Genomic DNA, 25,637 nt, shown 5'->3' with positions numbered 1-25,637 from the left:
CGGTCCGTGAACACTGGTCCGTCCGTGAGTGGTTGGGCACACTGTGACGTGTCCTGTAGTGGGCTCCGGACGGAGAAGTGGGCGAGTGGCGAGGCACGTACCCGACGAGTGGCGTCCCGGTGCCGTGATCCTGGACCTCTACGAGGTCAGGGACGTGATCCGCGGCGGCGGGATGGGACTGGTCTACCGGGTCCTGCACCGCGACTGGAACGTGGAGCTGGCGGTGAAGGTACCCCGGCCCGCCCTGGCCACCACGGAGAAGGGACTGCGGGACTTCGAGGCCGAGGCCGCGACCTGGGTCGGTCTCGGCGAGCATCCGCACACGGTGAACCGCGTGTACGTGCGCACGCCCGGCGGCGTGCCCGCGGTGTTCGCCGAATGGCTGGACGGGGGCAGCCTCGCCGGGGCCGTGCGCGACGGACACCTCTACACCGGCGGTCACCGCGAGGCCCTGCGCCGCATCCTCGACATCGCCGTCCAGACCGCGTGGGGGCTGCAGCACGCACACCGGCACGGGCTGATCCACCAGGACGTCAAGCCCGCCAATGTGCTGCTCGCCCGCGACGGCACCACCAAGGTGACCGATTTCGGACTGGCCAAGGCCCCCGCCGCGGCGGGGGAGAGCACCGTGGTGCCGCCCGGCGCGAGCCTACTGGCCGGGTACGGCGGCATGACACCGGCCTTCTGCTCCCCCGAGCAGGCGGAGGCCGCCTTATGGACGGAGGACTCCGGGCGGCCGAGGACCCGGCTCACCCGGGCGACCGACACCTGGTCGTGGGCCCTGACCGTGCTGGAGATGTTCGTCGGCCACCCGCCGTGCCAGTACGGGCAGACGGGGGCCGAGGTGCTCGCCGCGTTCGTCGCGGAGGAGGCCGGCGACGAACGGATCCCGGCCACCCCGGCCCTCCCCGCCGGCCTGGCGACCCTGCTGGAGCGCTGCCTCGCCTGGGTCCCGGCGGACCGGCCCGAGGACATGGGCGAACTCGCCGGCGAACTGGCCGGGATCCACGCGGCGGCCCTGGGGGAGCCGTACCCGAGGCCGGAACCGCTGACCGCGGTACGGCTCGCCGACGGGCTGTCCAACCAGGCACTCTCCCTGCTGGACCTCGGGCGGCCGGACGAAGCCGAGGCCCTGTGGCAGCGCGCCGCGGAGGCCGATCCCCACAACCCGCACGCGGTGTACAACCGGAGCCTGTACCTGTGGCGGGCCGGGCGGCTGACCGACGCTCAGGTGATCGTCGATCTGGAAGGGGTACGCGCGGCTCAGCCGGAAGGCTGGCGTGCCGCGTATCTGCTGGGCCTGGTGGACCTGGAGCGCGGCGACGCCGAGTCCGCGGCGGAGCTGCTGCGGGCCGCCGCGGAGCGCGCGCCCGGCAACCCGGAGATCACCGACGCGCTCGGACGCGCCGACCGCGCACCACGGACCGGTCAGGACGCCGTGCTGACCGGTCACACCGGCATCGTGTACGGGGTGGCCGTGAGCCGGGACGGCCGCACCGGCGTCTCCGCCGCCACCGACCGGACGGTCCGCGTCTGGGACCTCGCCGGCCGCCGCTGCGTACGGGTCACCACCGCGACGGACAGCCAGTGGGGGATCTACGGCCTGGCGGCCGACGCGGAGGCACACCGGGCGGTCACCGCGTCGCCCGACGGCGCCGCGCGGATCTGGGACCTGCGTACCGGCCGGCTCCTCCACACCCTCGACCACGGGGCGAACCCGGTGAAGTTCGGCCCCGGCGACGTGGCGATGAGCGCGGACGGCCTGACCGCGCTGACCGCGCACAACAACGGCGTCATGCAGGTGTGGGACACCACGACCGGCCGCTGCCTGCGCGAACTGAAGGCGGGCCCGGACGGTACGCGCGTCGGCGGGACCGCCCATGGACTGGCCCTCGGCGCGGACGGCCGCGTCGCACTGACACGCGACCGGTGGAAGACCGGAACGGACGCCGGCCTGCTGGTGTGGGATCCCGGCACCGGCCAGGTCCTGCGCACCATCGAGACCGGCTTCCGCGATGCGGCGCTGAGCGCCGACGGACGGACCGCGGTCACGACCAGCGGCGGCTCCGGCGTACGGATCCGGGACGTGGCGACGGGCCGCGAGCGGCGCTCCGCCATCGTCCGCCCCGGCGGACTGGGCTACTACTACGGCGTGAGCGCCGACGGGCGTTGTGCCCTCGGCGGCGCCACGAACACCACCGAACTGTGGGAGCTGCCCGTCGGCAGATGCTTCCGGTCGTGGCGGGAAGGCAGCTACTCGGTCGCCTTCGGCACCGATGGCCGGCTGGCACTGACGGGCGGTGCGCACGGCAGGCTCACGCTCAGGGAGCTGGCACCCCCGGGGCCGCCCGCGCCATGGAGCTACCCGCTTCCGCGCGCGGCGACGGAACGCGTGCGGGAGAGCGGGGTGGTGCGCCGCGCTCTCGACCGTACGACGGCGCTGCTGAACGAGGGCCGGGCCGGTGCCGCGGCCGACGAACTGCGCCGGGCCCGAGCCGTCCCGGGCTACCGGCGCCACCGGGCGCTGCTCGACAGCTGGCAGGCCGTCACGGGCGCCGGGCGGCGCACCACCCTGTCCGACGCCGGCCTCACCCGCACCGGTACGGTGGCCGGAACCGTGGCGTACATGCCCCGTACCCAAGTCGTCGACTACAAGTACGCCAAGCCCGAGGTCGATGTCTGGGCCACGGCCGCCGCCCTGTACCGCATGCTGACCGGCGCCACCCCTCGCGACTTCCCGCCCGGGGTCGACCCCCTCGCGGTACTGCTGCGGGAGCCCGCCGTCCCGGTCCGGGACCGGGGCCCGTCGGTGCCCCGCCGCCTCGCCAGGGTGATCGACGAGGCGCTGATCGACAGTCCCCGTATCGTCACCACGACCGCGGACGCGTTCAGAGAGGCCCCTGAGGAGGCGGTCCACCGAGCGTGAACGCGCCGGCGCCGGGGGCCCGGACTCTCACCGGGGGCCGGCCCCTCACGGGAACTGGGCGAGCGGGGCCTCCTGCTGGAAGAACGTCTTGGCGCGGAGCGCCGCCCGCTCGTCGTTCCGTATCTGACCCGGCCGGGAGCCGTTGCCGAACAGCACCCCGCCGAACCGCATCCGCAGATACGCCGCCGAGTTGTTGAGGGTGGTCACCAGCCCGGCGCCGACGGCCTCGTCGTCGGCCGACATGACCGACACCCCCCACAGAGTGCGGCCCGCCATCCGCTCCGCGAAGTCCGAGTCCGTCACCGTCAGCCAGCCCGACCAGTAGTCGAGGTAGCGCTTCATCTGCGCGGAGAGGGTGTACCAGTACAGGGGCGAGGCGATGACGATGTCGGTCGCCTCCAGCGTGGCCTGCCGCAGCGTCTCCTCGTACTCCCCGGCCGACCAGGTGTCGGTCTCGTGCCGCCCGTCCTGGAAGTCGGGCAACGGCAGGTCGGCCAGGTCCACCCAGCGCTGCGGCACACTCGCGGGTAACTGCTGGGCGGCGGCCCGCGCGAGGATCTCGGTGTTGCCGTCGGAGCGGGAGCTGCCGAGGACGAAGAGGAACGAGCGGTCCGCGCCACGGGTCGTGTCGGTGGTCATGTCTGCTCCGGTCTCGGGAACCCCCGGGCCGCGGGCGCCGAAGGACCCCGAGCCGCTCGCCGACCGGGGGAATCGGTGAGTTCGCCGGTGCCAACTCCCGTGCGCCGGTGGATATTCCGGCGGTGTCCGACATGAAACGTCCTGGCGGGTGGCAGGCCGCTTCGTCACCTCCGCAACCGACGGGCGAGTGCGCCGGGGACGGGAGTTCGGCCGTTCTCAGGGGGCCGCGGACCGCTGGTACGTACGCCCTCCCCGGCGTGGCAGCGCGCCGGGGGAGTCGTCAGCGCCGGCGAGGGTCTCCAGCGCCAGATAGAGGTCGGCGCGGACGGCGGCGGACGACAGGTCCACGTCCAGGAGCCGGCCGATCTCCTCCAGCCACCGCCGGAGCGTCGTGCGGTGCAGGCCGAGTTCCCCGGCGGCCGGGGCGACGCTGCCGAGATGGCCGAGCCAGACGCGCAGGGCGATCCGCTGCGCCGTGTCGAGCGGTTCGGTCAGCGCGGTGGCCCAACGGCGTGCCAGCGCGGCGTCCACGAGTTCCGTGGGGAGCGCGGCGGGCGGGCCCGTGCCGGCGGACCCGGCCGGCTCCGCGGGGCCGCCCGCCGGGGCACGCAGCGCGAGGGCGAGCTGCGCCAGGGCGAGAGGCGTCTCCAGACCTCCCAGCCGCTCGGCGGCCCTCCGCAGCCGGGAGCGCGCGGTGCCCCGGGAGATCCCCAGCATCTGTGCCATGGCTCCGATCGATCCGGTGCGCAGCCATCCCTCCAGCGCCTGGCGCTGGGGTGGTGTGAGCGGGCCCAGCAGGGAGGACGCCCAGGCGGAGAGCCGGTCGGGCGGGATGATCCGCAGCAGGGCGCGGTCTCCGAGCCCGGCGGCGGGGACCAGCCGGTGGCCCGCCGCCGCCCCGGCGCGTGCCTGCCCGGCCTCGGCGAAGGCCGCCGCCAGCATGGCGAGCGGCGCCGGGTCCGCGACACCGCCGAGCAGTCCGTACCGCTCCGCCGAGCGGGCGATGAGCCGCAGGACCCGCCCGTCGTCCCGTGCCGCGTCATGGAGGGCGACGACGACCAGCTCACCGTCGAGGAGGGTGATGAGCGTGGGCGCGCCCTGCCGGGCGCCGGTGGGCAGCAGCGCGCGCCACACCGCCTGGTACGCGGCCTGCGGATCCGCGCCGCCGGAGAGCCGGTAGACGGTGGCGTGCGAGGTCAGTCCCCCGATGATCTCCGCCGCGAGACCGGTTTCGCCGTGCAGCAGCAGGCGCGTCAGCACGGCGTGCAGCCGCATCTCCGCGCTCGTGAGCTCTTCCGCGCGGCGGGCACGTACTTCGAGCAGTCCGGCCGTGGCCCTGGTCACCAGATCGGCCCGGTGGGCGGAGACGTCCGGGCCGGCGTGGACCACGAGCGCGGCTCCCACCACCTGCCGGACCGTCGTATCCGTACCGCCGTCGGTATCCCCGGACCGCGCCCGCGCCCGCGCCCGCGCCACGCCCCCGGCCCCCGCCACACCCCCCGCCACGCCCCCGGCCTCCGCCGCGGCGCTGATTCCCGCCGCGGCGGCGCGGTCCGGTGAGCTGTAGACGGCGCCCGTGGTCGGGTCCACCAGAACCGCCCATCCGGAGACCGCGGCGGCGGTCTCCGCGATCAGCGAGGCGCCGGAGCGTGCCGCCGCCTCGATCAGCCGGCGCGCCACCAGCCCGTCACTGTCCATCCGTTCAGCTTCGGCGAGATACGGCCCGCCCGCACGCGCGGGCACGGCCGACGGGAGGTGCGCGGTCGGGCGGTCGGGGAGGTCAGGGGATACGGGCGACGCCGCCCCAGCCTCCCCGCTCGGCGACCGAGGTGGTGGTGGCGTCGGGGTGCCAGTGCGGCCAGGACACGACACCCGGTTCGACCAGCTCCAGCCCGTCGAAGAACCTCGCGATCTGTTCGGGCGTGCGGAGGATGTACGGGACGGCCCCGGACGCGTTGTACGTCTCCTGCGCCGCCGCGTGTCCCTCGTCCGCGGCCGCCGCGTGGCTCAGGGCCAGACAGCTGCCGGAAGGCAACCGGTCCACGAGCCGCCTGACCAGGGCCAGGGCCTCGTCGAGGTCGACGATGTGGCCGAGCACGTCCGAGATCACCAGTGCGACCGGCCGCGACATGTCGAGGGTCTCCGCCGCGCCGTCCAGCACCGCGTCCGTGTCCCGCATATCCGCCTCGATGTAGGCGGTGGCGCCCTCGGCGGTGGAGGTGAGCAGCGCGTGCACATGCAGCAGGACCAGCGGGTCGTGGTCCACGTACACGACGCGCGCGGTGGGCGCGATGCGCTGCGCGACCTCGTGCGTGTTGTTGACGGTCGGCAGTCCGGCTCCGAGGTCGAGGAACTGCCTCATCCCCGCCTCCGCCGCGAGATAGGTGACCGAGCGCCGCAGAAAGCCGCGCGACTCCCGGGCGAACGTCTCGATCAGGGGAAAGACCTCGCGGTAGGCGTCCCCGGCCACCTGGTCGGCCGAGAAATGGTCCTTGCCGCCAAGCCAGTAGTTCCAGATGCGCGCGGAGTGCGGCACGGTCGTGTCGATACGACGGGGAGTCTCATCCGGCACGGCGGATCCCTTCGGTCACTGGTCGGCTGTCAGGTAAGCGTCGTCGGACAACGGCTTCACGTAAAGGCGGTCAGACGAGGGGCACGGGGTAGGGGAGCGGGGCGGACGGGTGCGGGGCGGCGGCACACGCCTGGTCGATGAGCGTCCGGTACGCCGTCACGGTCGCGGTGTCGCTCCAGACGTCGGCCGGACCCACGGGACTCTCCCGGACCACATGGTCCGGGATCTCGGGCACATCCACCCGGTACAGGGTCAGACCGGCCACTCCGGTCAGCGGATGCGGTGGATCGGTCAGCCGTGCGACCTGAAGGGTGACGTCCGGGTGGGCGGCGGCATCACGCAGCGCGGCGAGCTGCTCCTCCATGATGCCCCCGTCGCCCACGCGTGTGCGCACCGCGGCCTCGGTCATCAGGGCCCAGATCCGTGTCCCCCGCTCCATCAGCCGGGCCCGGCGCTCGGTCAGCAGCTCGACGCGCCTGGCGCGGTCGGCGGGTGACCGGTCGGCGGCGCCGAGCGTCTCCTCCACCGCGCGGGCGTACGCCGGGGTGCGCAGCAGCGGGGGCACCAGTGCCGGATGCCAGAGGCGGACCATGCGCGCCGCGGATTCCACGTTCATCAGGTCCAGGGCCCATGGGTCCATCACATCCCGCCACGGATGCCACCAGCCCGGCAGATTGGCGGTGGCCAGTTCGCCGAGGAACTGCCTGATCTCCTCCTGGCCGGCCCCGTAGCGCTCCAGCAGTGTCCGTACCTGGCCCGCGTCGAGCGCCGTCTCGGCCCGTTCGATTCTCATGACCGTCGTCCGGTGCGCGCCCAGCGCCGTCGCCGCCTGGGTCAGCGACAGCCCGGCGCCCACGCGCAGCGACAGGAGCCGGGCGGCCAGGACGGCGTGGTGCACCGTGGGCCCGGACCTCGGTCTCATGATCCGCCGCCTCTCCGGGAACGCTCCCGATCTCGCCGCCGTGCCGGTCTTGCCGTTGTGCCGGTCTCGTGGCTGTGCGACACCGTGCGCAGCTTGCTCATCGTGCACACTCCGCACGTTGCATATGGGGCACAGTGCTCCGACAGTGATGAGTATGTCCCTATCTGCCCGAGCCGCATCCTCCGGGAAGGGACCGATCGGAGCCCATGGCGGGTTGCGCGTCGGGAACCTTCCCCCACGTTCCCGGAGGCCCGCATGACCAGCGTCCGGCTTCTCGACGGTGTCACCGCCCGGCCGACCGCGTGGATCGGCCGTCAGGCCCCGTGGGACGGCCAGTCCTCTCGCGGCGACACATGCCGGATCGTGCCGAGCGACGCCCGTCGGACCTCACGGAACGAGTCCTCCCTCCGGACGTCCTTGAGCCTCGACCGCGACGACCACTCCTGCCGGCGCGCCCGGCAGTGGACCCGCGCCACGCTGGCCGACTGGTCGTGTCCGGCCGGTGACGTCATCGCCGACGAGGTCGCCGATGACGTCCTGCTGGTCATGTCGGAGCTGGTCACCAACGCCGTACTGCACGCCCGCGGCCCCATCCGCGCTCATCTGGAACGGCGTACGGACGGCAGCGTGCGTATCGCCGTGGACGACGGGGGACCGGCGACGAGCAGCCGCCCGCACGAACTGGCCGGCGAGCACGGCAGGGGCCTCGACGTCATCGCCGCGCTGGCGGCCGACCACGGGCGGACGACCGCGCTCCCCTGCCCGTACCGCGCCCGGTCCTGGGCCACCGTCACCACGGGTGACACCTGATTCTTCCCCTCGACGGGAGCCACCGATGTCCTCTCTGTCACGCTCTGTTTCCGATGCGGGAGCCAGCCTTCCCGGCCCCGCCCATGCCGTCACCCCCGGCCCCGGCCCGGCCCCGGCCGCCGTCCCCGGCGGCGCCCCCTGCCCTCCTGGCCGTGCTGTTCGTCCTGCCCGTACCGCCGCTTCCGGCGTGGCCCGGCTGGCCGTCACCGTCACCGAGACCCGTCACCTCGTGATCGAGGATCCGGGACTGCTGATGCACCGCGCGTGGCAGATCGCGCGGTGCGACCCCGAGGCCGCGGCCGAACTGGGATACGGAGAGCCGTACGTCATGAACGAGCGGCAGGCGTTCACGCTGGTGCTCGCGGACTGCGGCGGCGCCGGACTGGGCGAGCGCGCCGAGCAGCTGGGGCTGCGTGTCGTGTCCACCGCCACGGTGGCGACCTGCGCCGACTCGGACCCGGACCGTCTCGTCTACGAGGACGAGCGGCTCTTCGAGCTGAGCTGACCCGGCGAACCGGCCGCCCGCGCTGTCCGACCGGCGCCGGGAGAGGGTGATGTCTGCGCTCCGGCGGTGCGTGTCATGGCCTGAGCGGGCGGCGGGCATTGTCTGATGGCTGTGTGGCACGCAGCGAGAAGGTCCGGGGTCTGTTCGTAGCTTCACTCCGGATCCTTGGCGTCGCCGTCGCCTACTACGCGGGCGCGCGCATCGGCGCGATGGAGGGCGTCGTGCGCGTCGAGGGCGCGGATGTGTCACCCCTCTGGCCGCCCACCGGTATCGCCCTGACTTGTCTGTTCCTGCTGGGCCCCGGGATCTGGCCGGGGATCACCCTGGGCGTCCTCTTCCACGTCGTGACGCTCGACCCGTTGAACGCCGTCACGCCCGGCGTCCTGGCGGGCTGCACCCTCGCACCGCTCTGCTCCTATCTGCTGCTGCGGCGCGTGGGCTTCCGTATCGAACTGGACCGGCTGCGGGACGGGGTGGCGCTGGTGTTCCTGGGCGCCCTCGCCGGGATGCTGATCAGCGCCACGGTGGGAACGGCCATGCTGGTGCTCCACGGCAAACTCCCGGTGGGTTTCTGGCCGACCTGGCTGGCGTGGTGGGCGGGTGACGCCATGGGGGTGCTGCTGGTCACGCCCTTCCTGCTCCTCATCTGCCGTATCCGGCTGCCGCTGTCGCCCGACCGCTGGGTGGAGGGGACGGCCGTGGTGGTGGCCGCCATCATCATCACCCCGCTGGCCATCACGATGTCCCTCACCCTGATCTTCCTGTTCTTCCCGGTGCTCATCTGGGCGGCGCTGCGCTTCCAGCTCGCCGGGAGCGCGCCGTACGCGCTGTTCGTCTCCGTCGTGGCGGTCCTGGAGGCGACCAAGCGCGAGGGTGCCTTCCACCATCACAGCCTGACGGAGCGGCTGATCAGCCTCCAGGTGCTCAACGGATCGGTGGCACTGACCTCGTTGCTGGTGGCGGCGGTCGTCACCGAGCAGAAGAACATCCGGCTGAAGATCGAGCAGGCGTGCGAGGCGCTGGCGGAGGTGGTGGAGCGGCTCGCGCCGGCGGAGATGGCGCGACTGAGGCCGCTGGAGGGGGACGAGGAGAGCGGCTGACCCGACCGGCTGACGCGCGCCGGACCGGAGTGTTTGACTCCTCCCATGTCCATGAACCTCGGTGTGTCCCGGCCCGACCAGGCTGCCTACATGCTGCGCGCCGCCGCCGCCGACGCGGGCCGCGCGTACAAGCGGGAAGTGCTTGATCTGCTGGACCTACGGCCGGGCCATACCGCGCTGGACGTGGGATGCGGCCCGGGCACCGACCTGCCGGCACTGGCGGAACGCGTCGGCCCGGACGGCACGGTGATCGGCGTGGACCGTGACCCGGCCATGCTCGCCGAGGCCCGGCTGCGTACGGACGCTCTCCCCGCGGTCGAGACCCGCGAGGGGGACGCCCACGCCCTCCCCGTGGAACCGGGCACAGTGGACCGGGTGAAGACCGACCGGGTGCTGATGCATGTCGCCGAACCCGCCGGTGTCCTCGCCCAGCTCCACCTGGTCACCCGGCCGGGAGCACTGATCGGTCTCACCGAACCCGACTGGGACACCCTGGCCGTCGACGCGGAGGACCTCGACACCAGCCGCGCCTTCACGCGGTACACCACTTCGCGGGTGGTCCGGCACGCCACGGTCGGCCGCGGCCTCGCCCGCCTGGCCGTCCGGGCGGGTTTCACCGTGGAGACCGTCCTCGCCACGACCCCGGTCTTCCGTGACTTCCAGGACGCCGATCACACGCTGGGTCTGGGCCGCAACGTGCAGCGGGCGATCGAAGACGGTGTCATCGACGAAACGCGCGGCCGCCGCTGGTTCGCCGCCCTCTCCGAAGGGCCGTTCTTCGCTTCCTTCACCCTGATCAGCGTGGTCTGCCGCAGGGTTTGACGTACGGCCGGACCTGGCGCGGTGCTCCTGCCGATGTCCTGTTCCGCGACCGGCACCGGGCCTCGTCCCGCGAACGGCCGTGGCATAGCCTCGACTTCGATGAGAGGCATCGACATCCCCGACGCGCTGGCCGCGTCCTACGGCAAACCGGGCGACGTGAACGGCCGTGCCTGGATCGCCGCGCTTCCCGGACTGGTCGCGGACTCCCTGGACCGCTGGACGCTCCGGCCCGACGGTCCCGCCGGGCACGGCATGGCCGGTCTCGTGCTGCCGGTGACCCGTGCGGACGGTACGCCCGCCGCGCTGAAACTCCAGCCGGTCAGCGAGGACAACGCCCATGCCGCGACCGGTCTGCGGGTCTGGAACGGCGACGGTGTGGTCCGGCTGTTCGACCACGACCAGGACACCGGCGTCATGCTGCTCGAACGGCTGGACGCGGCCCGGCCGCTGTCGTCCGCGGCCGATGACACCGCCGCCATGCGCGTGCTCGCCGGTCTGCTGGCGCGGCTGGTCGCGGTGCCCGCGCCGGAGGGCGTACGGCGGCTGGCCGACATCGCCGCCGCCATGGTCGACGAGGCGCCGCGCGCCGCACCGGCACTGCGCGACCCTGCCGAGCGACGGCTCGTACGGACCTGCGCGTCCGCGGTGGCCGAGCTGGTCCGCGAGCCCGGCGACCGCCTGCTGCACTGGGACCTGCACTACGACAACATCCTCGCGGGCGAGCGGGAACCATGGCTGGCCATCGACCCCGAACCACTGGCCGGCGACCCCGGGTTCGATCTGCTGCCGGGGCTGGACAACCGATGGGACGAGGTGGTGGCGACCGGCGACGTCACGGGCGTGGTGCTGCGCCGCTTCGACCTCCTGACCGAGGCACTCGGCCTCGACCGGCAACGCGCCACCGGCTGGACACTGGGCCGCGTACTGCAGAACGCGTTGTGGGACATCGAGGACGGCAAAACCGCGCTGGAACCGGCCCAGGTCGCCATCGCCACGATCCTGTCGCGCCACCGGGCGAACAGCCGGTGGCCCGTCTGACCTCCGACCGCCCTGCCCGCCCGCGCCCCGGCCCTCCCGACAGCATCGGCCGCCCCGCTAAGCTCAGAACATGCCAACCAACCACACTTCCTGGGGCACCCCTGTGCCTCTTCCCTCGCACACCGGCAGCCGACGCATTCCCTGGGAGCGACTGCCGCGCACGGTGAAGGCGGGGATCGAGGACGTACTCCAGGGGACGGTGGCCGCGGCCATCAGCCAGCAGGGCGGATTCTCCGACGGCCTCGCGGTCCGGCTGGAACTGTCCGACGGCCGCAGGGCGTTCGCCAAGGCCGTCGATACGGTCGCCGCGACCGCGGTGGGCGCTTTCCACCGCCGGGAGGGCGCGGTGGCGGCCGGGCTGCCGTCCGGGCTGCCCGCGCCACGGCTGCTGGGCACCTACGACGACGGCGCGTGGGTGGCACTCGTCTTCGAGGACATCGACGGAACGCTTCCCGCGCAGCCGTGGCGCGAGACCGAACTGGAGCGGGTCCTCGACGCCCTCACCGACCTGGCCGGACGGCTCACCCCGGCGCCACCTGTCGCGGTGGCCCTCCCGGCGCCACGGCTGGGCGGCTGGGAGCGGCTGACGAACCATCCCCGCGCGCTGGCGAAGCTGACCGAGATCGCGCCCCGGGCCGCCCGCGAACTGGAGACACATCTGTCGCTGGAGGCACGGCTCGGCGAGGCGACCGCCGGAGACACCCTCACGCACGGAGACCTGTACCCGTTCAACGTGCTGCTCACCGACGACCGTGTCGTCGTCGTGGACTGGCCGCACGCCTGGGTGGGGCCCGCGTACGCCGACGTGGTGATGCTGCTCGGCAGCGTGGCGCTCTCCGGGATCGATCCGGAACCGTACGCCGCGCGCCATCCGCTGCTGGCCGGCGTCGACCCCGAGGCGGTCGACGTACTCATTTCGGCGCAGGCGGGGTTCCTCCTGGCCGCGGCCTGCTCCATGGACTCCACCGGGGACCCGAGGCTGGAGGGCATGATGACGGGGCTCGGACTGGCGTCCCTGCGCTGGCTGTCCGCCCGCAGGTGAACCGGCGCGGCGGGCGGAGCCGTCGGATAGTGGTGCCGTGCGACGTACGCGAGGCGACGCACGGACGAACGCGACGGCGGGAGGGATGCGATGACGCCGCCTGCCGCACCGGAGCCCGGCACCCTCACCACGGCCGTCCCGGCACGGCTCGACCGGCTGCCGTGGTCGCGCTGGCACTGGATGATCGTGATCGGTCTCGGCACGGTCTGGATTCTGGACGGCCTCGAAGTCACGATCGTCGGCAATATCGCCGGACGTCTGTCCGAGCCGGGCAGCGGTCTGGCGATCACCTCGGCCCAGGTCACGGGCGTCGCCGCCGCGCTCTATGTGGCGGGCGCGTGCGCGGGCGCGCTGTTCTTCGGCCGGCTCACCGACCGTTACGGCCGCAAGAAGCTGTTCATGGTGACCCTCGCGGTCTACCTCAGCGCCACCGCCATGACCGCGCTGTCCTTCGACGCCTGGTGGTTCTTCGTCTTCCGCTTCCTCACCGGATTCGGCATCGGCGGTGAGTACGCGGCCATCAACTCGGCCATCGACGAGCTGATCCCGTCCGTCTACCGGGGACGTGTCGACCTGATCATCAACGGCACCTACTGGCTGGGGGCCGTGGGCGGCTCGCTGCTGTCCATCGTGATGCTCAACACCGGACTCCTCCCCGAGAACGTGGGATGGCGCCTCGCCTTCGGACTCGGCGTCGTCCTCGGCCTGGCCATCCTCCTCGTACGACGGCACGTACCGGAGAGCCCCCGCTGGCAGCTCATCCACGGGCACGGCGAGGAGGCGGAGAAGCTGGTCGATTCCGTCGAACGGCGCATCGAGGAGGAGAAACAACGGGAACTCCCTCCGCCGGCCGCTCGGATCACGATCCACGAGCGCGAGAGCGTCGGCTTCGGCCTCATCGCCAGGACGGTCTTCCGCCGGTACCCCAAGCGGGCCGTGCTGAGCCTGTCGCTCTTCATCGGGCAGGCGTTCCTCTACAACGCGATCACCTTCGGCTTCGGCACGATCCTGACCACGTTCTTCGGTGTCGCGACGGGACACACCGGCTACTACTTCGCGGTCATCGCCGCCGGCAACTTCGTCGGCCCGCTGCTGCTCGGCAGGCTCTTCGACACGGTCGGCCGCCGGATCATGATCTCCGGCACCTATCTGCTGTCGGGCGTCCTGCTCTTCGGCACCGCGTGGCTCTTCGACCGCGGCTCACTGACGGCCGCGACGCTCACCGCGTGCTGGTGCGTGGTGCTCTTCTTCGCGTCGGCGGGCGCCAGCAGCGCGTACCTCACGGTCTCCGAGATCTTCCCGATGGAGACGCGCGCCATGGCGATCGCGTTCTTCTACGCGCTCGGTACGGCGGCGGGCGGTATCAGCGGCCCGCTGGTCTTCGCGGACCTCACGGCGTCCGGGGTGGTCGGGGACACGGCGCTGGCCTTCCGGATCGGCGCCGGGCTCATGTGCGCGGCGGGGCTGGTGGCGGCGTTCCTCGCGGTACGGGCCGAACGCCGGGCGCTGGAGGACATCGCGGAGCCGCTGTCGGCGGTGAGGTGAACCGGGGGTGAGGTGAACCGGCGGTGAGGCGAACTGGCGGTGAGGCGAACTGGCGGTGAGGCGAACTGGCGGTGAGGCGAACCGGTGGGGCGGGCATGACTGGAGAGGCGCGGCGGGCGTGCGGGGGCGCCACCGGTCACGCGGCTCGCTCCCGTACCACCTCGGCCGGATCCTTGTCGTCACGCAGCCCACGGAACCGGGGGTGGCGCAGCATCGCGTCCCGCGTCCATTCCGTGAACTCGATGTCGGCGACGATTCGCGGGCGCGCCCAGTGCGGGGCGCGTTCACGGACCGGGTCGGCGAACGGCGAGTGGTCCAGGGCCAGTTCGTCGAGCCGGCGGCGCAGCTCCCGCAGGGTCGCGCGGTCGTACCCCGTACCCGCCTTGCCCGCGTAGCGCAGCCGGCCGTCCTCGTAGTACCCGAGGAGCAGCGCCCCGAAGCCGGTGCGCGAACCGGACGGTTCCGTGAAGCCGCCGACGACGAACTCCTGCGCGCGCAGGCACTTGAGCTTCAGCCAGTCGGGGGACCGGCGGGGCTGGTAGCGGCCGGTGGCCCGTTTGGCGATCAGCCCCTCCCAGCCCCGTGCGCACGCCTCGTCCAGCGACTCCTGGCCGCCGTGGTTGCGGTGCGTGATGAACCGCAGCGGGGGCCGGAGGACGAAGGCCCTGCGCAGCAGGGACTTACGTGAGCGCAGGGGGAGCGCGGTGACATCGGCGCCGTCGAGCCGCAGGAGGTCGAAGAGGCAGTAGGTGACGGCGACCCCGGTGGCACGGGCCCTGCGGGCGTCGGAGATCCCCATCCGCTTCTGGAGCAGGGCGAAGTCGGTACGGCCGTCAGCGAAGGCGACGATCTCGCCGTCCACGGTGAAGTCGGCGCGGTCCTGCGCGGCGAGGGCGTCCACGATCTCCGGGTAGGTGCTGTTCAGCCGCACGCCATTGCGCGACAGCAGACGTACGCCGCCCGCGTCCCGCACCGCGAGCACACGGACCCCGTCGAGCTTGCGCTCGAAGATCCACTCGTCGTCGAACTCCCGGCGGTCGCTCAGGGTGGCGAGCATCGGCCGGGACGCCAGCTCGACGCCCGGCCGCGCGGCGGTCAGCCTCAGGCGCTCGGCGGCCGGCAGCGTCTCCAGGATTCCGGTCATCACCGCGCGCCCCACCCGGGCACGTCTGCCCGGACCACCTGGCGGGGAGTACGGCCGGTACGCGCGGACCGTGCCCGCCGGGGACCGGGCGCGGCCCGCCCGGGTTCGCCGGGGGGCTCGTCCGTACGGTCGAAGTGCCGCTTGGCGCGGTACCGCGCCAGCCCGTCCGTGTCGTGCATGGCGTTCCGCCTTCCTGCCGCCATGACGGCTCGCTCCGGCAGGTCTCCGGGCCCGGCCCGCCGCGCGGGCGACCCCGAGTCCGAGCATCGGGGAGCGGTTCCCCATCGGCAACCGCGGGTCACCGCTGTCCCGGGGAGCCCGGGTACGGGTACGGGTACGGGGATCCCGGGGCGATAGGGCCGGACGGTACCGCCATGGGTCTCTTGGCCCCTGTCGGCGCGTACGGACCGCGTGGTGCGGTGGAAGCGGGGCTCCGGGAGAGGAGGCGGGCATGCGCTTCGCCGACCGAACGACCGCCGGGATACAGCTCGCCGAGGAAGTGGCGCGGCTGGGCCTCGACGACCCTGTGGTGCTGGGCCTGCCGCGTGGCGGGATCCCGGTGGCGTACCAGGTCGCCCGCGCGCTCGACGCGCCGCTGGATGTCATCGCCGTCCGGAAGCTCGGAGTGCCGTCCAGGCCCGAGCTCGGGTTCGGCGCCATCGGCGAGGGCGAGGTACGCATCCTGAACGACGATGTGGTCCGGGCCGCCCGGCTCGGGCCGCGCGAGCGCGCCGCGGTGGAACTGACCGAGCGGACCGCGCTGGAGGGGCGCCTCCGTGCCTACCGCGCGGAGCGACCGCCCACCGCGCTCACCGGGCGGACGGTGGTGATCGTCGACGACGGCATCGCCACCGGCTCCACCGCGTCCGCCGCCTGCCAGGTGGCACGGGCACGCGGTGCGGCCCGGGTGGTGCTGGCCGTACCCGTGGCCCCGCCGGGAGCGCTGGCGGAGCTGGGCGAGCAGGCCGACGAGGTGGTGTGCCTGTACTCGCCGGACTACTTCGGTTCGGTGGGCCAGTGGTACACGGACTTCTCCCAGACCGGTGACACCGAGGTCGTGGAGCTGCTGAACGACCGCCTGGCCTCCGCCGGGGGCGCCACGAGGAGCACCACGGAGGGTACGGCGAGCAGTACGGAGGATACGGCGAGTGCCGCGGAGGGTACGGAGGCCGGCGGTGGCCGCGCGGCGGACCCGCCGTCCCGCCTCCGGGCCGTCGAACGGGACGTCGAGATGACCATCGACGGCCGCGAGCTGCCCGGACAGCTGACACTGCCGGACGGCGCGCCGGGCGTGGTGGTCTTCGCCCACGGCAGCGGCAGCAGCCGGCACAGCCCCCGCAACCGGTCGGTGGCCGAGCGGCTGAACCGGGCGGGCCTCGGCACGCTGCTGTTCGACCTGCTCACCCCCGAGGAGGAACGCGACCGGGCCAACGTCTTCGACATCCCGCTGCTGGCCCGGCGGCTCACGCTGGCCACCGCCTGGCTGGGAGCCGAACACGCCCCGCCGGTCTGCTACTTCGGAGCCAGTACGGGCGCGGCGGCGGCTCTTCTGTCCGCCGCCGAGCCGCACGCGGACATCAAGGCCGTGGTCTGCCGCGGCGGCCGTCCCGACCTGGCAGCCGAAGCGCTCGCGGACGTACGGGCGCCCACCCTGCTCATCGTCGGCGGCGCGGACACACAGGTGCTCGACCTGAACCGCCGGGCGGCCGAGCGTATGCACTGCGAGCACCGGCTCGACGTGGTGCCCGGGGCGACCCATCTGTTCGAGGAGCCGGGCGCTCTCGGAGCCGTGGCGGACCTGGCCCGCGCATGGCTCACGGAACATCTGTCCCCGAGTGCGCAGCGCGCGGGCCATTGACACGGCACGGATGACACCACGCCGATGACACAACGCCGATGACACCGCGCTGATGACACCGCGCGGAACCCGGGAACTCAATCGAGTCGAGCTCAGGAGGCCGGACCATGCGGACGCCGGATCCACGGGACCCCAGGAACGACCGGAAGCACTGGAGGCACCGGAAGCACGGGCCGGGACATCCGCACGCCGCCGGGGGCGGCAATCCGCTGCGCCGGCCGGCCGACCGGCTGCGGTTCTGCGTCGACATACTCCTGATGGTCGTACTGATCATCGGCCTCCCGCTCGCGGGATGGGCGGCGGGCAGCCTGACCTACGACCACTACCAAGGGATCGCGCACTCCCAGAACCTGGGAAAGCACCAGGTCACGGCCCATCTGACCGCGGACACGAGCCATCTCGTGCCGGTCGCCCTCCCCGGGGGCTCGGTGGGCAGCGCGCCGGTCACCTGGACCGACACGAGCGGGAAACACACCGGCAGGACCGTCGCCTTCGAGGGCCAGAAGAAGGGGACGTCGGTCCGTATCTGGGTGGACAGGGCGGACCGGATCACCCTGCCCCCGGAGAACTCGTCCGTGGCCCTCACCGCCGGAGTGTCCGCCGGGATCGTGGCCGCGGCCACGGCAGGCGCGCTGGTGAGCGGCGCGCGGGCGGGGTTCCACCGGTCGCTCGACCGGCGGCTCGACGCGCGGTGGGAGAAGGAATGGTCCCTGGTCGAGCCCAAGTGGTCCCACCGGAGCGACCGTTGAGACGCCGGCGCGGGCCGTCCCCGGTGCCGCGGACCCGGGCGTACGAGGACCATCCCCGACTCGTGGGAGAGCCACCATGACGGACAGGACGACAGACGGGACCACAGGCGGGACCACGGGCGGGACCACGGGAGGGGGACCGGAAGACGGCTTCCGGCCGGGAGACCCCGTCCCGCACCGCGCCGACCTGGGCCGGCGGGTCGTCGCACGGCGCCGGGAACTGGGGCTGACGCGCGAGGACGTGGCCGTACGGGCCGGCTCGGCGCCCGGCTACATCCAGTATCTGGAGGAGCACTCGGCGTCGCCCGGAACCGGATTCCTGCTGCGCCTCGCCGACGCGCTGGAGACCACCGTCACGGAGCTGACCGGCGCCACGACGGACCTCCCGCCCGGAATCGGCGCGGCCGGGTATCACCCCGAGCTGATCCCGCTGGACACCGCGGAGTCCCGGGCGCTGCTGTCCACCCACGGAGTGGGCAGAGTGGCGGTGACGCGGGACGGCGAGCCCGCGATCTTTCCCGTGAACTACACGGTCGACGGTGAACTGGTGGCGTACAGGACCGCTCCGGACGCCGCGCCCGCGGCGGCCGCCGGCCATGAGGTCGCCTTCGAGGTGGACCATATCGACGAGGCGTTCAGCCAGGGCTGGAGCGTGCTCGTCGTCGGCGCGGCACAGCGGGTCACCGACCCGGACCGGGTGCTGCGGCTGGAGGAGCTGGCGCACACCACCGCCTGGGCCGGAGGCGACCGCGGTCTGTGGATCGCCATCACCCCGGCACAGGTCACCGGGCGCCGGATCCAGGTGCACCACGGCCCCCGGTCGTCCGCCTGAGCCAACCTCCCCCGCAGCGCTTACGGTGGAAGTGCGGCTGGTCAGCGGTCCCGAGCCCGGCCGCGACGGAGGGACCGTGGGCGACGACGGGAACACGCGGGCCGAGGAGGCCCCGAGACGGCTGGACGTCCTCCCGGAGGAGTTGCAGGCGCGGCTGGACGCTGTCCGGCACGGGACGCCGCAATCGATGCAGAGCCTGCTGGAAGCCGTGCTGTCGGTGGGCCGGGAGCTGGACCTGTCGCAGGTGCTGCGGCACATCGTGGAGGCCGCGGTGGTGCTCGTGGACGCCGAGTACGGCGCGCTCGGCGTCATCGGCGAGGGGATGACGCTCTCCCGCTTCCTGCCCGTCGGCCTCACCGCCGACGAGATGGACACCATCGGCCGGCTGCCCGAGGGCCATGGAATCCTGGGCGAACTGATCCGTCACCCCGAGTCCCTGAGGCTCTCCGAGATCTCGGACCATCCGGAGTCGTACGGGTTTCCGCCCAGCCATCCGCCCATGCACTCGTTCCTCGGCGTGCCGATCAGAGTGCGCGACACCGTGTTCGGCAACCTCTACCTCACCGAGAAGAGGGGCGGCAGGGACTTCGACGACGAGGACGAGACCGTCCTGTCCACCCTCGCCATGGCCGCCGGGGTGGCCATCGAGAACGCGCGGCTGTACGAGAAGGCCCGGGACCGGCAGCGCTGGCTGGAGGCCAACGCGGAGATCGTCGCCGGTCTGCTGTCCGGTACGGACGAGACCCAGGTGCTCCCCCTGGTCGTCGACCACGCGCGCCGTGTCCTCTCCGTCGACCTCGGGGCGCTGGCACTGCCCGACGAGGGCGGGGACGTCCTGCGCGTCGCGTTCGCCACCGGAGTCGACGCCGAAGCGCACGACGGACTGGTGCTGCCCCGGGAGGGCTCGTTCGTGGGAGCCGCCCTGCACGCGGGAAAGCCGCTGATCAGCCTGGACATCGAGACCGATCCGCGGAGCACCGCGGGCCCGCCGGGGTGGGACGGCCTGGGGCCCGCCGTCGCGGTGCCGATGGTGGCGCGGGACGGCGTGCGCGGCGTCCTGCTGCTGGCCAGGCTCCGGGGGAAGGCCCCGTTCACCGAGGCCGAGACGGCGCCGCTGCTGGCCTTCGCGGGACAGGCGGCGCTCGCCATGGAACTCGCCGGGCGCCGGCGCTCCGCGGAACAGCTCACCCTGCTGGAGGACCGTGACCGGATCGCCCGTGACCTGCACGATCTGGCCATTCAGCGGCTCTTCGCCACCGGTATGACCCTGCAGAGCACCCTGCGCTTCGTGGACCACCCCGCGGCGCGCGAGCGGCTGCTGCGCGCCGTGGACGATCTCGACGAGACCATCAAGATCATCCGCTCGACGATCTTCGGTCTGCGCGCCCATGACACGGGACGCACCCGGCAGGGGCTGCGGGTCCGCGCCACCGCGGCGGTCGAACAGGCCGTACGCCCCCTCGGCTTCACGCCGTCGCTGCGCATGGAGGGGCTCATCGACACGGACGTGCCGTCGGCGGTCGCCGACCATGTCGTCGCCGTCCTGGGCGAGGCGCTCAGCAATGTGGCCCGGCACGCGCGCGCCACCGGCGCGGAGGTGTCCCTCGTCGTCCGCGAGCGCCGGCTGACCCTGACCGTCTCGGACAACGGGGTCGGCCTGGCGCCGGACTGCCCCCGAAGCGGCCTGGACAACCTCGCCGGGAGAGCGCAGACGCTGGGCGGCCGGATGACGGTCGAAGCGGCCGGACACGGCGGAGCCGGTCGGCGCGGCACCCGCCTCGTATGGACCGTGCCCGTCGACCCCTGCTGAGCCCGTGCGCCGCCGCTGCCGCCGCGTGCGTGGCTCGGCCACTCCCGCTCAGCGGCTCCCCTGGCCGGGGTCCGGTGGTCCCGCCGCGTGCGGGGCGGCCTCGGTGGCGAGGACAGCGGCCTGGATGCGCCGTTCGACACCGAGCTTGGCCAGCAGCCGCGAGATGTGGTTCTTGACCGTCTTCTCGGAGAGATAGAGCCGCTCGCCGATCCGCCGGTTGGTCAGCCCCTCGCCGATCAGCCCGAGGATCTCGCGCTCGCGGGGCGACAGCCCGGACAGCGCGTCGGGCTCCCGCCGCTCTTCCTCCTCCGCGTCCCCGCCGCGCAGACTGCTCATCAGCCGGGTCGTCGTGGCCGGGTCGAGCATGGAGCGGCCCGAGGCGACCGTACGCACGGCGTCCACCAGATCCGAGCCCTTGATCTCCTTCAGCACATAGCCCGCCGCCCCGGCCATGATCGCGTCGAGCAGCGCGTCGTCGTCGTCGAACGACGTGAGCATCAGACAGGCCAGGCCGGGCATCCGCGACCGCAGCTCCCGGCAGACCGTGATCCCGTCGCCGTCCGGCAGCCGTACGTCGAGAACGGCGACGTCGGGCCGCAGCGCCGGGCCCCTGGCCAGGGCGTGGTCCATCGAGCCCGCGTCACCGACCACCTCGATGTCCGGCTCCGCGTCGAGCAGATCCCGCACCCCGCGCCGGACGACCTCGTGGTCGTCCAGCAGGAACACCCGGATGGGCTTCCGCGCGGGGTCCCGCGCCGGTTCGCGCGCCGGCTCGCGCGCCGAGAAGTCCAGGTCCCGTGCCTCGTCCATGCCCGACCTCCGCGCCGTCGTGGGCCCCGCCCCGGTATCCGGCCAGGGCCTCCATCGTGGCGCCACCTCTCCATCGTGGCGCGGGCTCCGGTGGGCGTACCAGGGCCGAACGGGGCCCGCGCATGGGCCGTCCAGGTCCCCGGAGCGCCCTGTCCGGGCCCCGGCCGCGCCCCGACGACGCGTGCGTGCGGGCACATCGCGCGCTCGTCCGTCAGACGCCGGGGCCGCGGTCCTGCGCGCCGGGCTCCCCGGGCGGCGACGCGGGGAGAGCCGACGCGGGGAGAACCATCCTGAACACGGTGCGCCCGGGGGCGCTCTCCACACCGACCGTGCCGCCGTGCGCGGTGACCACCGCGTACACGATGGCGAGCCCCAGCCCCGTGCTGCCCGCCGCCCGCGAGCGGCTGACGTCCGCGCGTACGAAACGGCCGAAGATCTCCGGCTGGAGTTCCCCCGGAATACCGGGGCCGTCGTCGGTCACGCTCAGCCGGATCTCGTCCCCGCCGGCCGCCAGCCGGACGGTGACCCGGGTACCGGGCGGTGTGTGGGCGCGGGCGTTGGCGAGGAGGTTGCCGACGGCCTGGTGCAGTCGGTGCTCGTCGCCCGTCACGGTCACGGCCTCCTCCGGCAGATCGAGCACCCACCGGTGGCCGGGGCCGGCGGCCCGCGCGTCGTCCGTGGCGTCGAGCACGAGCCGTGTGAGGTCCACGGGGCCGCGGTCGAGGGCGCGCCCCGCGTCGATACGGGCCAGCAGCAGCAGGTCGTCCACCAGCCGGCTCATACGCTCCGACTCGGACTGGATACGGTCCAGCGCCCGCCGTACCTCGCGCGGTACGGGGCCCCTGTGCCGGAGCGCGAGTTCCGCGTGCCCGCGGATGTTGGCCACGGGCGTGCGCAGTTCATGGCTGGCGTCCGCGGCGAAGTGGCGCAGGCGTTCCTCACTGGCCTGCCGTCGCTCCAGGGCGTTGCCCACATGCCCGAGCATGCGGTTGAGCGCGGTCCCGACCTGGCCCACCTCGGTGCGCGGATCCGTGACCGGTACGGGGTCCGGCATGGCGACCTCTCCGCTGGCGAGGGGGCGCTCGGCCACGTTCGCCGCGGTGCTCGTCACCCGGCGCAGCGGGCGCAGCGACAGCCGTACCCACAGCGCCGCCAGGGTTCCCGTGACGATCAGGGCCGCGCCGAAGACCGCCGCCTCCACCCACTCCAGCCGGTGCACGGTTTCCTCGACGGGGCGCAGCGGCAGTCCCGTGATCAGCACATCCCCGTCGTCGCCCTTGACGGCGGCGAGCCGGTAGTGCCCCAGCGCGGACAGCCGGAGCGTATGACCCTCCCCGTCGACGGGCAGCGCGGCGAGTGCGCGCCGGTCGTCCGCCGTGAGCCGTACCGCCGAGTCGCCCTCGTTCCTGACGACAGCCGCCTGTGTGGTGGTGCCCCGCAGCAGCCGGGCTCCGAACGTGCCCTTCGACTGGCCCCTGGTGTCGGCGCGGTTGTCGCCGTCCGGAGCGGCCTCGTGTTCCAGACTCGCTGGGAACCTCCCCCCGGACGCGGAAAGCTGCTGGTCGATACGGCCGACGAGGAAACCTTCGAGCGCGAAGGCCGTACCGACACCCACCGCCAGACAGGCGAGGGCGAGGAGCACGACAAGCCCCGTGGTCAGCTGACCGCGCAGCGTACGGGGCAGCAGCGAGGCGCGGGACAGCAGCCGTCGCGGTGGTGTCGGCATCAGGACTCCGGCTTGAGTACGTAGCCCACGCCGCGCACGGTATGGATCATCGCGGGCCGCCCCGTGTCGATCTTCTTGCGCAGATAGCTGATGTACAGCTCCACGACATGCGCGCGGCCACCGAAGTCGTAGGACCAGACCCGGTCCAGGATCTGCGCCTTCGACAGCACCCTGCGGGGGTTGCGCATCAGGAACCTGAGCAGCTCGAACTCCGTGCGGGACAGCTCCACGAGATCACCACCACGCGTGACCTCCCTGGCCTCCTCGTCCATCACCAGGTCCCCCACGGCCAGCAGCCGGTCGCCGTCCGTCTCGCGCGCCATGCCCGCCCGCCGCAGCAGCCCGCGCAGCCGGGCCAGCACCTCTTCCAGACTGAAGGGTTTGGTCACATAGTCGTCGCCGCCCGCGGTGATTCCGGCGATCCGGTCCTCGACGGAGTCGCGCGCGGTCAGGAACAGCACACACACGTGCTCCAGCTCTCCGCGCAGCCCGTGCAGCACCCTCAGACCGTCCATGTCGGGCAGCATCCAGTCCAGGACGACGGCGTGCGGACGGAACGCGCGGGCGGTGGCGACGGCCGACGCGCCGTCGGCCGCGGTGCGCACCTCCCAGCCCTCGCCCGACAGCACGCCGGAGAGGACCTCCGTGAGGTCCGGCTCGTCATCGACGACGAGGACCCGCACCGGGCCGCCGTCGCTGCCGTACAGACGGGGTGGGTGGCTGTAGCTCTCCATGGTCCCTACAGCATCTCCCGCGGCACGGGGTGTGTGCTTCAGGGCTTGCTCTGAGTTCCCTCTGAATACGCCCGGAACGAGGGCGCTCAGAGAGTTCTCAGAGCTTGGGTTGCCAGGCTGGCGGCGGCCGGTGGAAACGATGCCGGCGGCCACCGGCGGAAAGGGGACCCATGACCAGCGCGACCCACGCGCGCCGTATCCCGGACCGCGCGCTGGGGCCGCGGCGGCCGCGTTCCGCCGTCCCCGCGGTGACGCTCGGAGCGATCTGGGCGGGCGCCGCCGGTGTCCTCGCCCTGTGGTGGCGGGACACGGCCTCGGTCGTGGGCGCGGGCGGGTGGCTGACCGACGCAGGCCGCATCACCGGACTCCTGGCGGGGTACGCCTGCGCCGTACTGGTGGTCCTGATGGCGCGGATACCGCTCCTCGACCACAGCGTCGGCACCGACCGGCTCGCGCGCTGGCACGCGATGGGCGGCCGCTACACCCTCTCGCTGGTCCTCGCCCACACCCTGCTGATCATCTGGGGCTACTCCCTCACCGCACACGCCGGCGTGGCGGACCAGACGACCACACTCCTGCGCGCCTACCCGGACATGCTCAAGGCCACCGCCGCCTTCCTGCTGCTGGCGGGCACCGGAATCGTCTCGGCGCGGGCCGCGCGGCGCAGGATGCGCTACGAGACCTGGCACTACCTGCACTTCGCCACGTATCTGGCCATCTTCCTCGCCTTCTTCCACCAGCTGAGCAACGGCGCCGACTTCGTCGCCAACAGGCCGGCCCAGGCGGCCTGGTACACGGTGTACCTGGGAGTCGCCGCGCTCACCGGCTGGTACCGCTTCCTGGTCCCGGTACGGCGGGCGCTGCGCCACCGGCTGCGTGTGGCCGGCCTCCGGTACGAGGCGCCCGGCGTCGTATCCGTCCATCTCAGCGGCGAGCGCCTGGACGAACTGGGCGCGCGGCCGGGGCAGTTCTTCCGCTGGCGCTTCCTGGCACCGGGCCTGTGGTGGGCCGCCAACCCGTACTCACTCTCCGCGCCGCCACTCGACCACCGGCTGCGGATCACGGTGAAGGAGGCGGGCGGTCACAGCGCCGCGCTGGCGCGGCTGCGGCCGGGGACCCGGGTGTGGGCCGAGGGGCCGTACGGTTCCTTCACCGCGGCCCGGAGCGCGTCGCGGAAGGTGCTGCTGCTGGCGGGCGGTGTCGGGATCACACCGTTGAGGGCGCTGTTCGAGACGCTCCCCGGCGAGGTGACGCTGATCTACCGGGCCCGCCGCCCCGAGGACCTCGCCCTGCGCGCCGAACTCGACGCGATAGCGGCGGCCCGCCGCGCTGTCGTGCACTACATCGTCGACGAACCGGCCGCGTACTCCTCGCCGCTGACGGCGCGGGCGCTGAGCCGGCTGGTGCCCGGCCTCGCCGCGCACGAGGTGTATCTGTGCGGCCCGCCCGGTATGACCGGCGCCGCGATACGCGCGCTGCGCGGCGCCGGGGTGCCGCGCCGTCATATCCATCACGAGTCGTTCGAGTTCTGAGGAGACCCACCGTGCGACGAGCCGTCCTCACCGCCGCGTCGACCTGCTCCCTGATCGTCCTGCTGCTCGCGCTCAAACCGCACCACACCGCCGCGATCCCCGCGCTCGGCGGGGGCACACCGCCGGGCGGGACGGCCCCCTCGCCGACGCGGTCCGAGCCCGCCGCGAGCGGCTCGCACCCGGTCGACGGCACCTACACAGGTGACCCCGTCGACACCCGGTACGGGACGGTGCAGGTCGCCGCGACCGTCCAGGGCGGCAGGCTCACCGACGTCAAGGTGGTCCAGGTGCCGTCCGGATCCGGCCGCGACCAGCAGATCACCGCCTACGCGGTGCCCCGGCTGACGCAAGAGGCGCTCACCGCCCACAGCGCGCACATCGACGCGGTCTCGGGCGCCAGTTACACCAGTCAGGGCTACATCCAGTCCCTGCAGAGCGCACTCGACAAGGCCGGTGTCTGACGGTGTCCGAGACGGATCGGGAAACAGGTACGCGCGCGGGTCCGGGCGAGGCGCCGGAGC

23 protein-coding genes are annotated in these 25,637 nt (G+C 73.1%); 14 read left to right on the top strand and 9 right to left on the bottom strand.

Annotated elements, in window-relative coordinates; translation table 11 throughout:
* Positions 1-85: 85 nt before the first annotated feature.
* Positions 86-2,926, top strand: a complete 2,841-nt coding sequence (locus ACZ7LS_RS26655; RefSeq protein WP_385134206.1) for a protein kinase domain-containing protein — start codon at positions 86-88, stop codon at positions 2,924-2,926.
* Between the two features lie 45 nt (positions 2,927-2,971).
* On the opposite strand, the gene ACZ7LS_RS26650 is transcribed toward ACZ7LS_RS26655, so the two are convergent.
* From ACZ7LS_RS26650 to ACZ7LS_RS26635, 4 genes are all read right to left on the bottom strand, one after another.
* The gene (locus ACZ7LS_RS26650; protein ID WP_382673320.1) at positions 2,972-3,565 is read right to left on the bottom strand and encodes a flavodoxin family protein; all 594 of its coding nucleotides are present in this window, start codon (positions 3,563-3,565) and stop codon (positions 2,972-2,974) included.
* 216 nt (positions 3,566-3,781) lie between these two features.
* Complete coding sequence (locus ACZ7LS_RS26645) at positions 3,782-5,263, bottom strand: helix-turn-helix domain-containing protein (protein WP_385134203.1); 1,482 nt, start codon at positions 5,261-5,263, stop codon at positions 3,782-3,784.
* Between the two features lie 82 nt (positions 5,264-5,345).
* Positions 5,346-6,137 carry an SAM-dependent methyltransferase gene (locus ACZ7LS_RS26640; protein ID WP_382525844.1) on the bottom strand — a complete coding sequence of 264 codons (792 nt, stop codon included), beginning with the start codon at positions 6,135-6,137 and terminating at the stop codon, positions 5,346-5,348.
* 70 nt (positions 6,138-6,207) lie between these two features.
* Positions 6,208-7,062, bottom strand: a complete 855-nt coding sequence (locus tag ACZ7LS_RS26635) for a helix-turn-helix domain-containing protein (protein ID WP_385134220.1) — start codon at positions 7,060-7,062, stop codon at positions 6,208-6,210.
* 252 nt (positions 7,063-7,314) lie between these two features.
* On the opposite strand from ACZ7LS_RS26635, the gene ACZ7LS_RS26630 reads away from it, so the two are divergent.
* From ACZ7LS_RS26630 to ACZ7LS_RS26600, 7 genes are all read left to right on the top strand, one after another.
* Positions 7,315-7,869, top strand: a complete 555-nt coding sequence (locus ACZ7LS_RS26630) for an ATP-binding protein (RefSeq protein ID WP_382525846.1) — start codon at positions 7,315-7,317, stop codon at positions 7,867-7,869.
* 187 nt (positions 7,870-8,056) lie between these two features.
* The gene (locus ACZ7LS_RS26625; protein ID WP_382525848.1) at positions 8,057-8,374 is read left to right on the top strand and encodes a hypothetical protein; all 318 of its coding nucleotides are present in this window, start codon (positions 8,057-8,059) and stop codon (positions 8,372-8,374) included.
* Between the two features lie 113 nt (positions 8,375-8,487).
* A complete protein-coding gene (locus tag ACZ7LS_RS26620) occupies positions 8,488-9,474 on the top strand; it encodes an MASE1 domain-containing protein (protein WP_382525850.1) in 987 nt (328 codons plus the stop codon).
* 45 nt (positions 9,475-9,519) lie between these two features.
* The gene (locus tag ACZ7LS_RS26615) at positions 9,520-10,296 is read left to right on the top strand and encodes a methyltransferase domain-containing protein (RefSeq protein ID WP_382525852.1); all 777 of its coding nucleotides are present in this window, start codon (positions 9,520-9,522) and stop codon (positions 10,294-10,296) included.
* A 99-nt stretch (positions 10,297-10,395) separates the two neighbouring features.
* Positions 10,396-11,334, top strand: a complete 939-nt coding sequence (locus ACZ7LS_RS26610; protein ID WP_385134198.1) for an aminoglycoside phosphotransferase family protein — start codon at positions 10,396-10,398, stop codon at positions 11,332-11,334.
* A 70-nt stretch (positions 11,335-11,404) separates the two neighbouring features.
* The gene (locus ACZ7LS_RS26605) at positions 11,405-12,376 is read left to right on the top strand and encodes an aminoglycoside phosphotransferase family protein (RefSeq protein ID WP_382673305.1); all 972 of its coding nucleotides are present in this window, start codon (positions 11,405-11,407) and stop codon (positions 12,374-12,376) included.
* 90 nt (positions 12,377-12,466) lie between these two features.
* Positions 12,467-13,921 carry an MFS transporter gene (locus tag ACZ7LS_RS26600; protein WP_382673302.1) on the top strand — a complete coding sequence of 485 codons (1,455 nt, stop codon included), beginning with the start codon at positions 12,467-12,469 and terminating at the stop codon, positions 13,919-13,921.
* A gap of 136 nt (positions 13,922-14,057) precedes the next feature.
* Here the strand turns inward: ACZ7LS_RS26600 and ligD are convergent, their stop codons facing one another.
* Positions 14,058-15,065: a non-homologous end-joining DNA ligase gene (gene ligD / locus ACZ7LS_RS26595; RefSeq protein WP_385134194.1), complete on the bottom strand. Its 1,008-nt coding sequence runs from the start codon at positions 15,063-15,065 to the stop codon at positions 14,058-14,060.
* Entirely contained in the window at positions 15,065-15,244 is a 180-nt protein-coding gene (locus ACZ7LS_RS26590; protein ID WP_385134191.1) for a hypothetical protein, read from the bottom strand. The genes ligD and ACZ7LS_RS26590 overlap by 1 nt, the downstream gene beginning before the upstream one ends.
* A gap of 272 nt (positions 15,245-15,516) precedes the next feature.
* Between ACZ7LS_RS26590 and ACZ7LS_RS26585 the strand changes: the two genes are divergently transcribed.
* The 4 genes from ACZ7LS_RS26585 to ACZ7LS_RS26570 all read left to right on the top strand — a co-directional run bounded on the left by ACZ7LS_RS26585 (position 15,517) and on the right by ACZ7LS_RS26570 (position 20,314).
* On the top strand, positions 15,517-16,923 hold the full coding sequence (locus tag ACZ7LS_RS26585) for an alpha/beta family hydrolase (RefSeq protein ID WP_385134188.1): 1,407 nt from the start codon (positions 15,517-15,519) through the stop codon (positions 16,921-16,923).
* 107 nt (positions 16,924-17,030) lie between these two features.
* Positions 17,031-17,672 (top strand): Rv1733c family protein, encoded by a 642-nt coding sequence (locus ACZ7LS_RS26580; RefSeq protein WP_382525865.1) that lies wholly within the window; start codon positions 17,031-17,033, stop codon positions 17,670-17,672.
* Positions 17,673-17,748: 76 nt separating this feature from the next.
* On the top strand, positions 17,749-18,504 hold the full coding sequence (locus ACZ7LS_RS26575) for a helix-turn-helix domain-containing protein (protein ID WP_382525867.1): 756 nt from the start codon (positions 17,749-17,751) through the stop codon (positions 18,502-18,504).
* 76 nt (positions 18,505-18,580) lie between these two features.
* Entirely contained in the window at positions 18,581-20,314 is a 1,734-nt protein-coding gene (locus ACZ7LS_RS26570; protein ID WP_382872436.1) for a sensor histidine kinase, read from the top strand.
* 48 nt (positions 20,315-20,362) lie between these two features.
* Here the strand turns inward: ACZ7LS_RS26570 and ACZ7LS_RS26565 are convergent, their stop codons facing one another.
* The 3 genes from ACZ7LS_RS26565 to ACZ7LS_RS26555 form a co-directional block, all read right to left on the bottom strand.
* Positions 20,363-21,124 carry a response regulator gene (locus ACZ7LS_RS26565; RefSeq protein WP_382525870.1) on the bottom strand — a complete coding sequence of 254 codons (762 nt, stop codon included), beginning with the start codon at positions 21,122-21,124 and terminating at the stop codon, positions 20,363-20,365.
* Between the two features lie 211 nt (positions 21,125-21,335).
* A complete protein-coding gene (locus tag ACZ7LS_RS26560) occupies positions 21,336-22,850 on the bottom strand; it encodes a sensor histidine kinase (RefSeq protein WP_385134183.1) in 1,515 nt (504 codons plus the stop codon).
* Positions 22,850-23,584, bottom strand: a complete 735-nt coding sequence (locus tag ACZ7LS_RS26555) for a response regulator transcription factor (RefSeq protein WP_382525874.1) — start codon at positions 23,582-23,584, stop codon at positions 22,850-22,852. Before ACZ7LS_RS26555 ends, ACZ7LS_RS26560 begins: the two co-directional genes overlap by 1 nt.
* Before the next feature lie 170 nt (positions 23,585-23,754).
* Here ACZ7LS_RS26555 and ACZ7LS_RS26550 point away from each other — a divergent pair, with 170 nt between their 5' ends.
* Together ACZ7LS_RS26550 and ACZ7LS_RS26545 are read left to right on the top strand one after the other, a co-directional pair.
* Positions 23,755-25,116, top strand: coding sequence for a ferredoxin reductase family protein (locus tag ACZ7LS_RS26550; RefSeq protein ID WP_385134180.1), 1,362 nt, complete (start codon positions 23,755-23,757; stop codon positions 25,114-25,116).
* 11 nt (positions 25,117-25,127) lie between these two features.
* A complete protein-coding gene (locus ACZ7LS_RS26545; RefSeq protein WP_382525878.1) occupies positions 25,128-25,577 on the top strand; it encodes an FMN-binding protein in 450 nt (149 codons plus the stop codon).
* Positions 25,578-25,637 lie beyond the last annotated feature (60 nt).

The organism is Streptomyces sp. NPDC039430, assembly GCF_055639435.1.
Note: the sequence above shows the minus strand (reverse complement) of the source record. Positions and strands in the feature narration are given on the sequence as shown.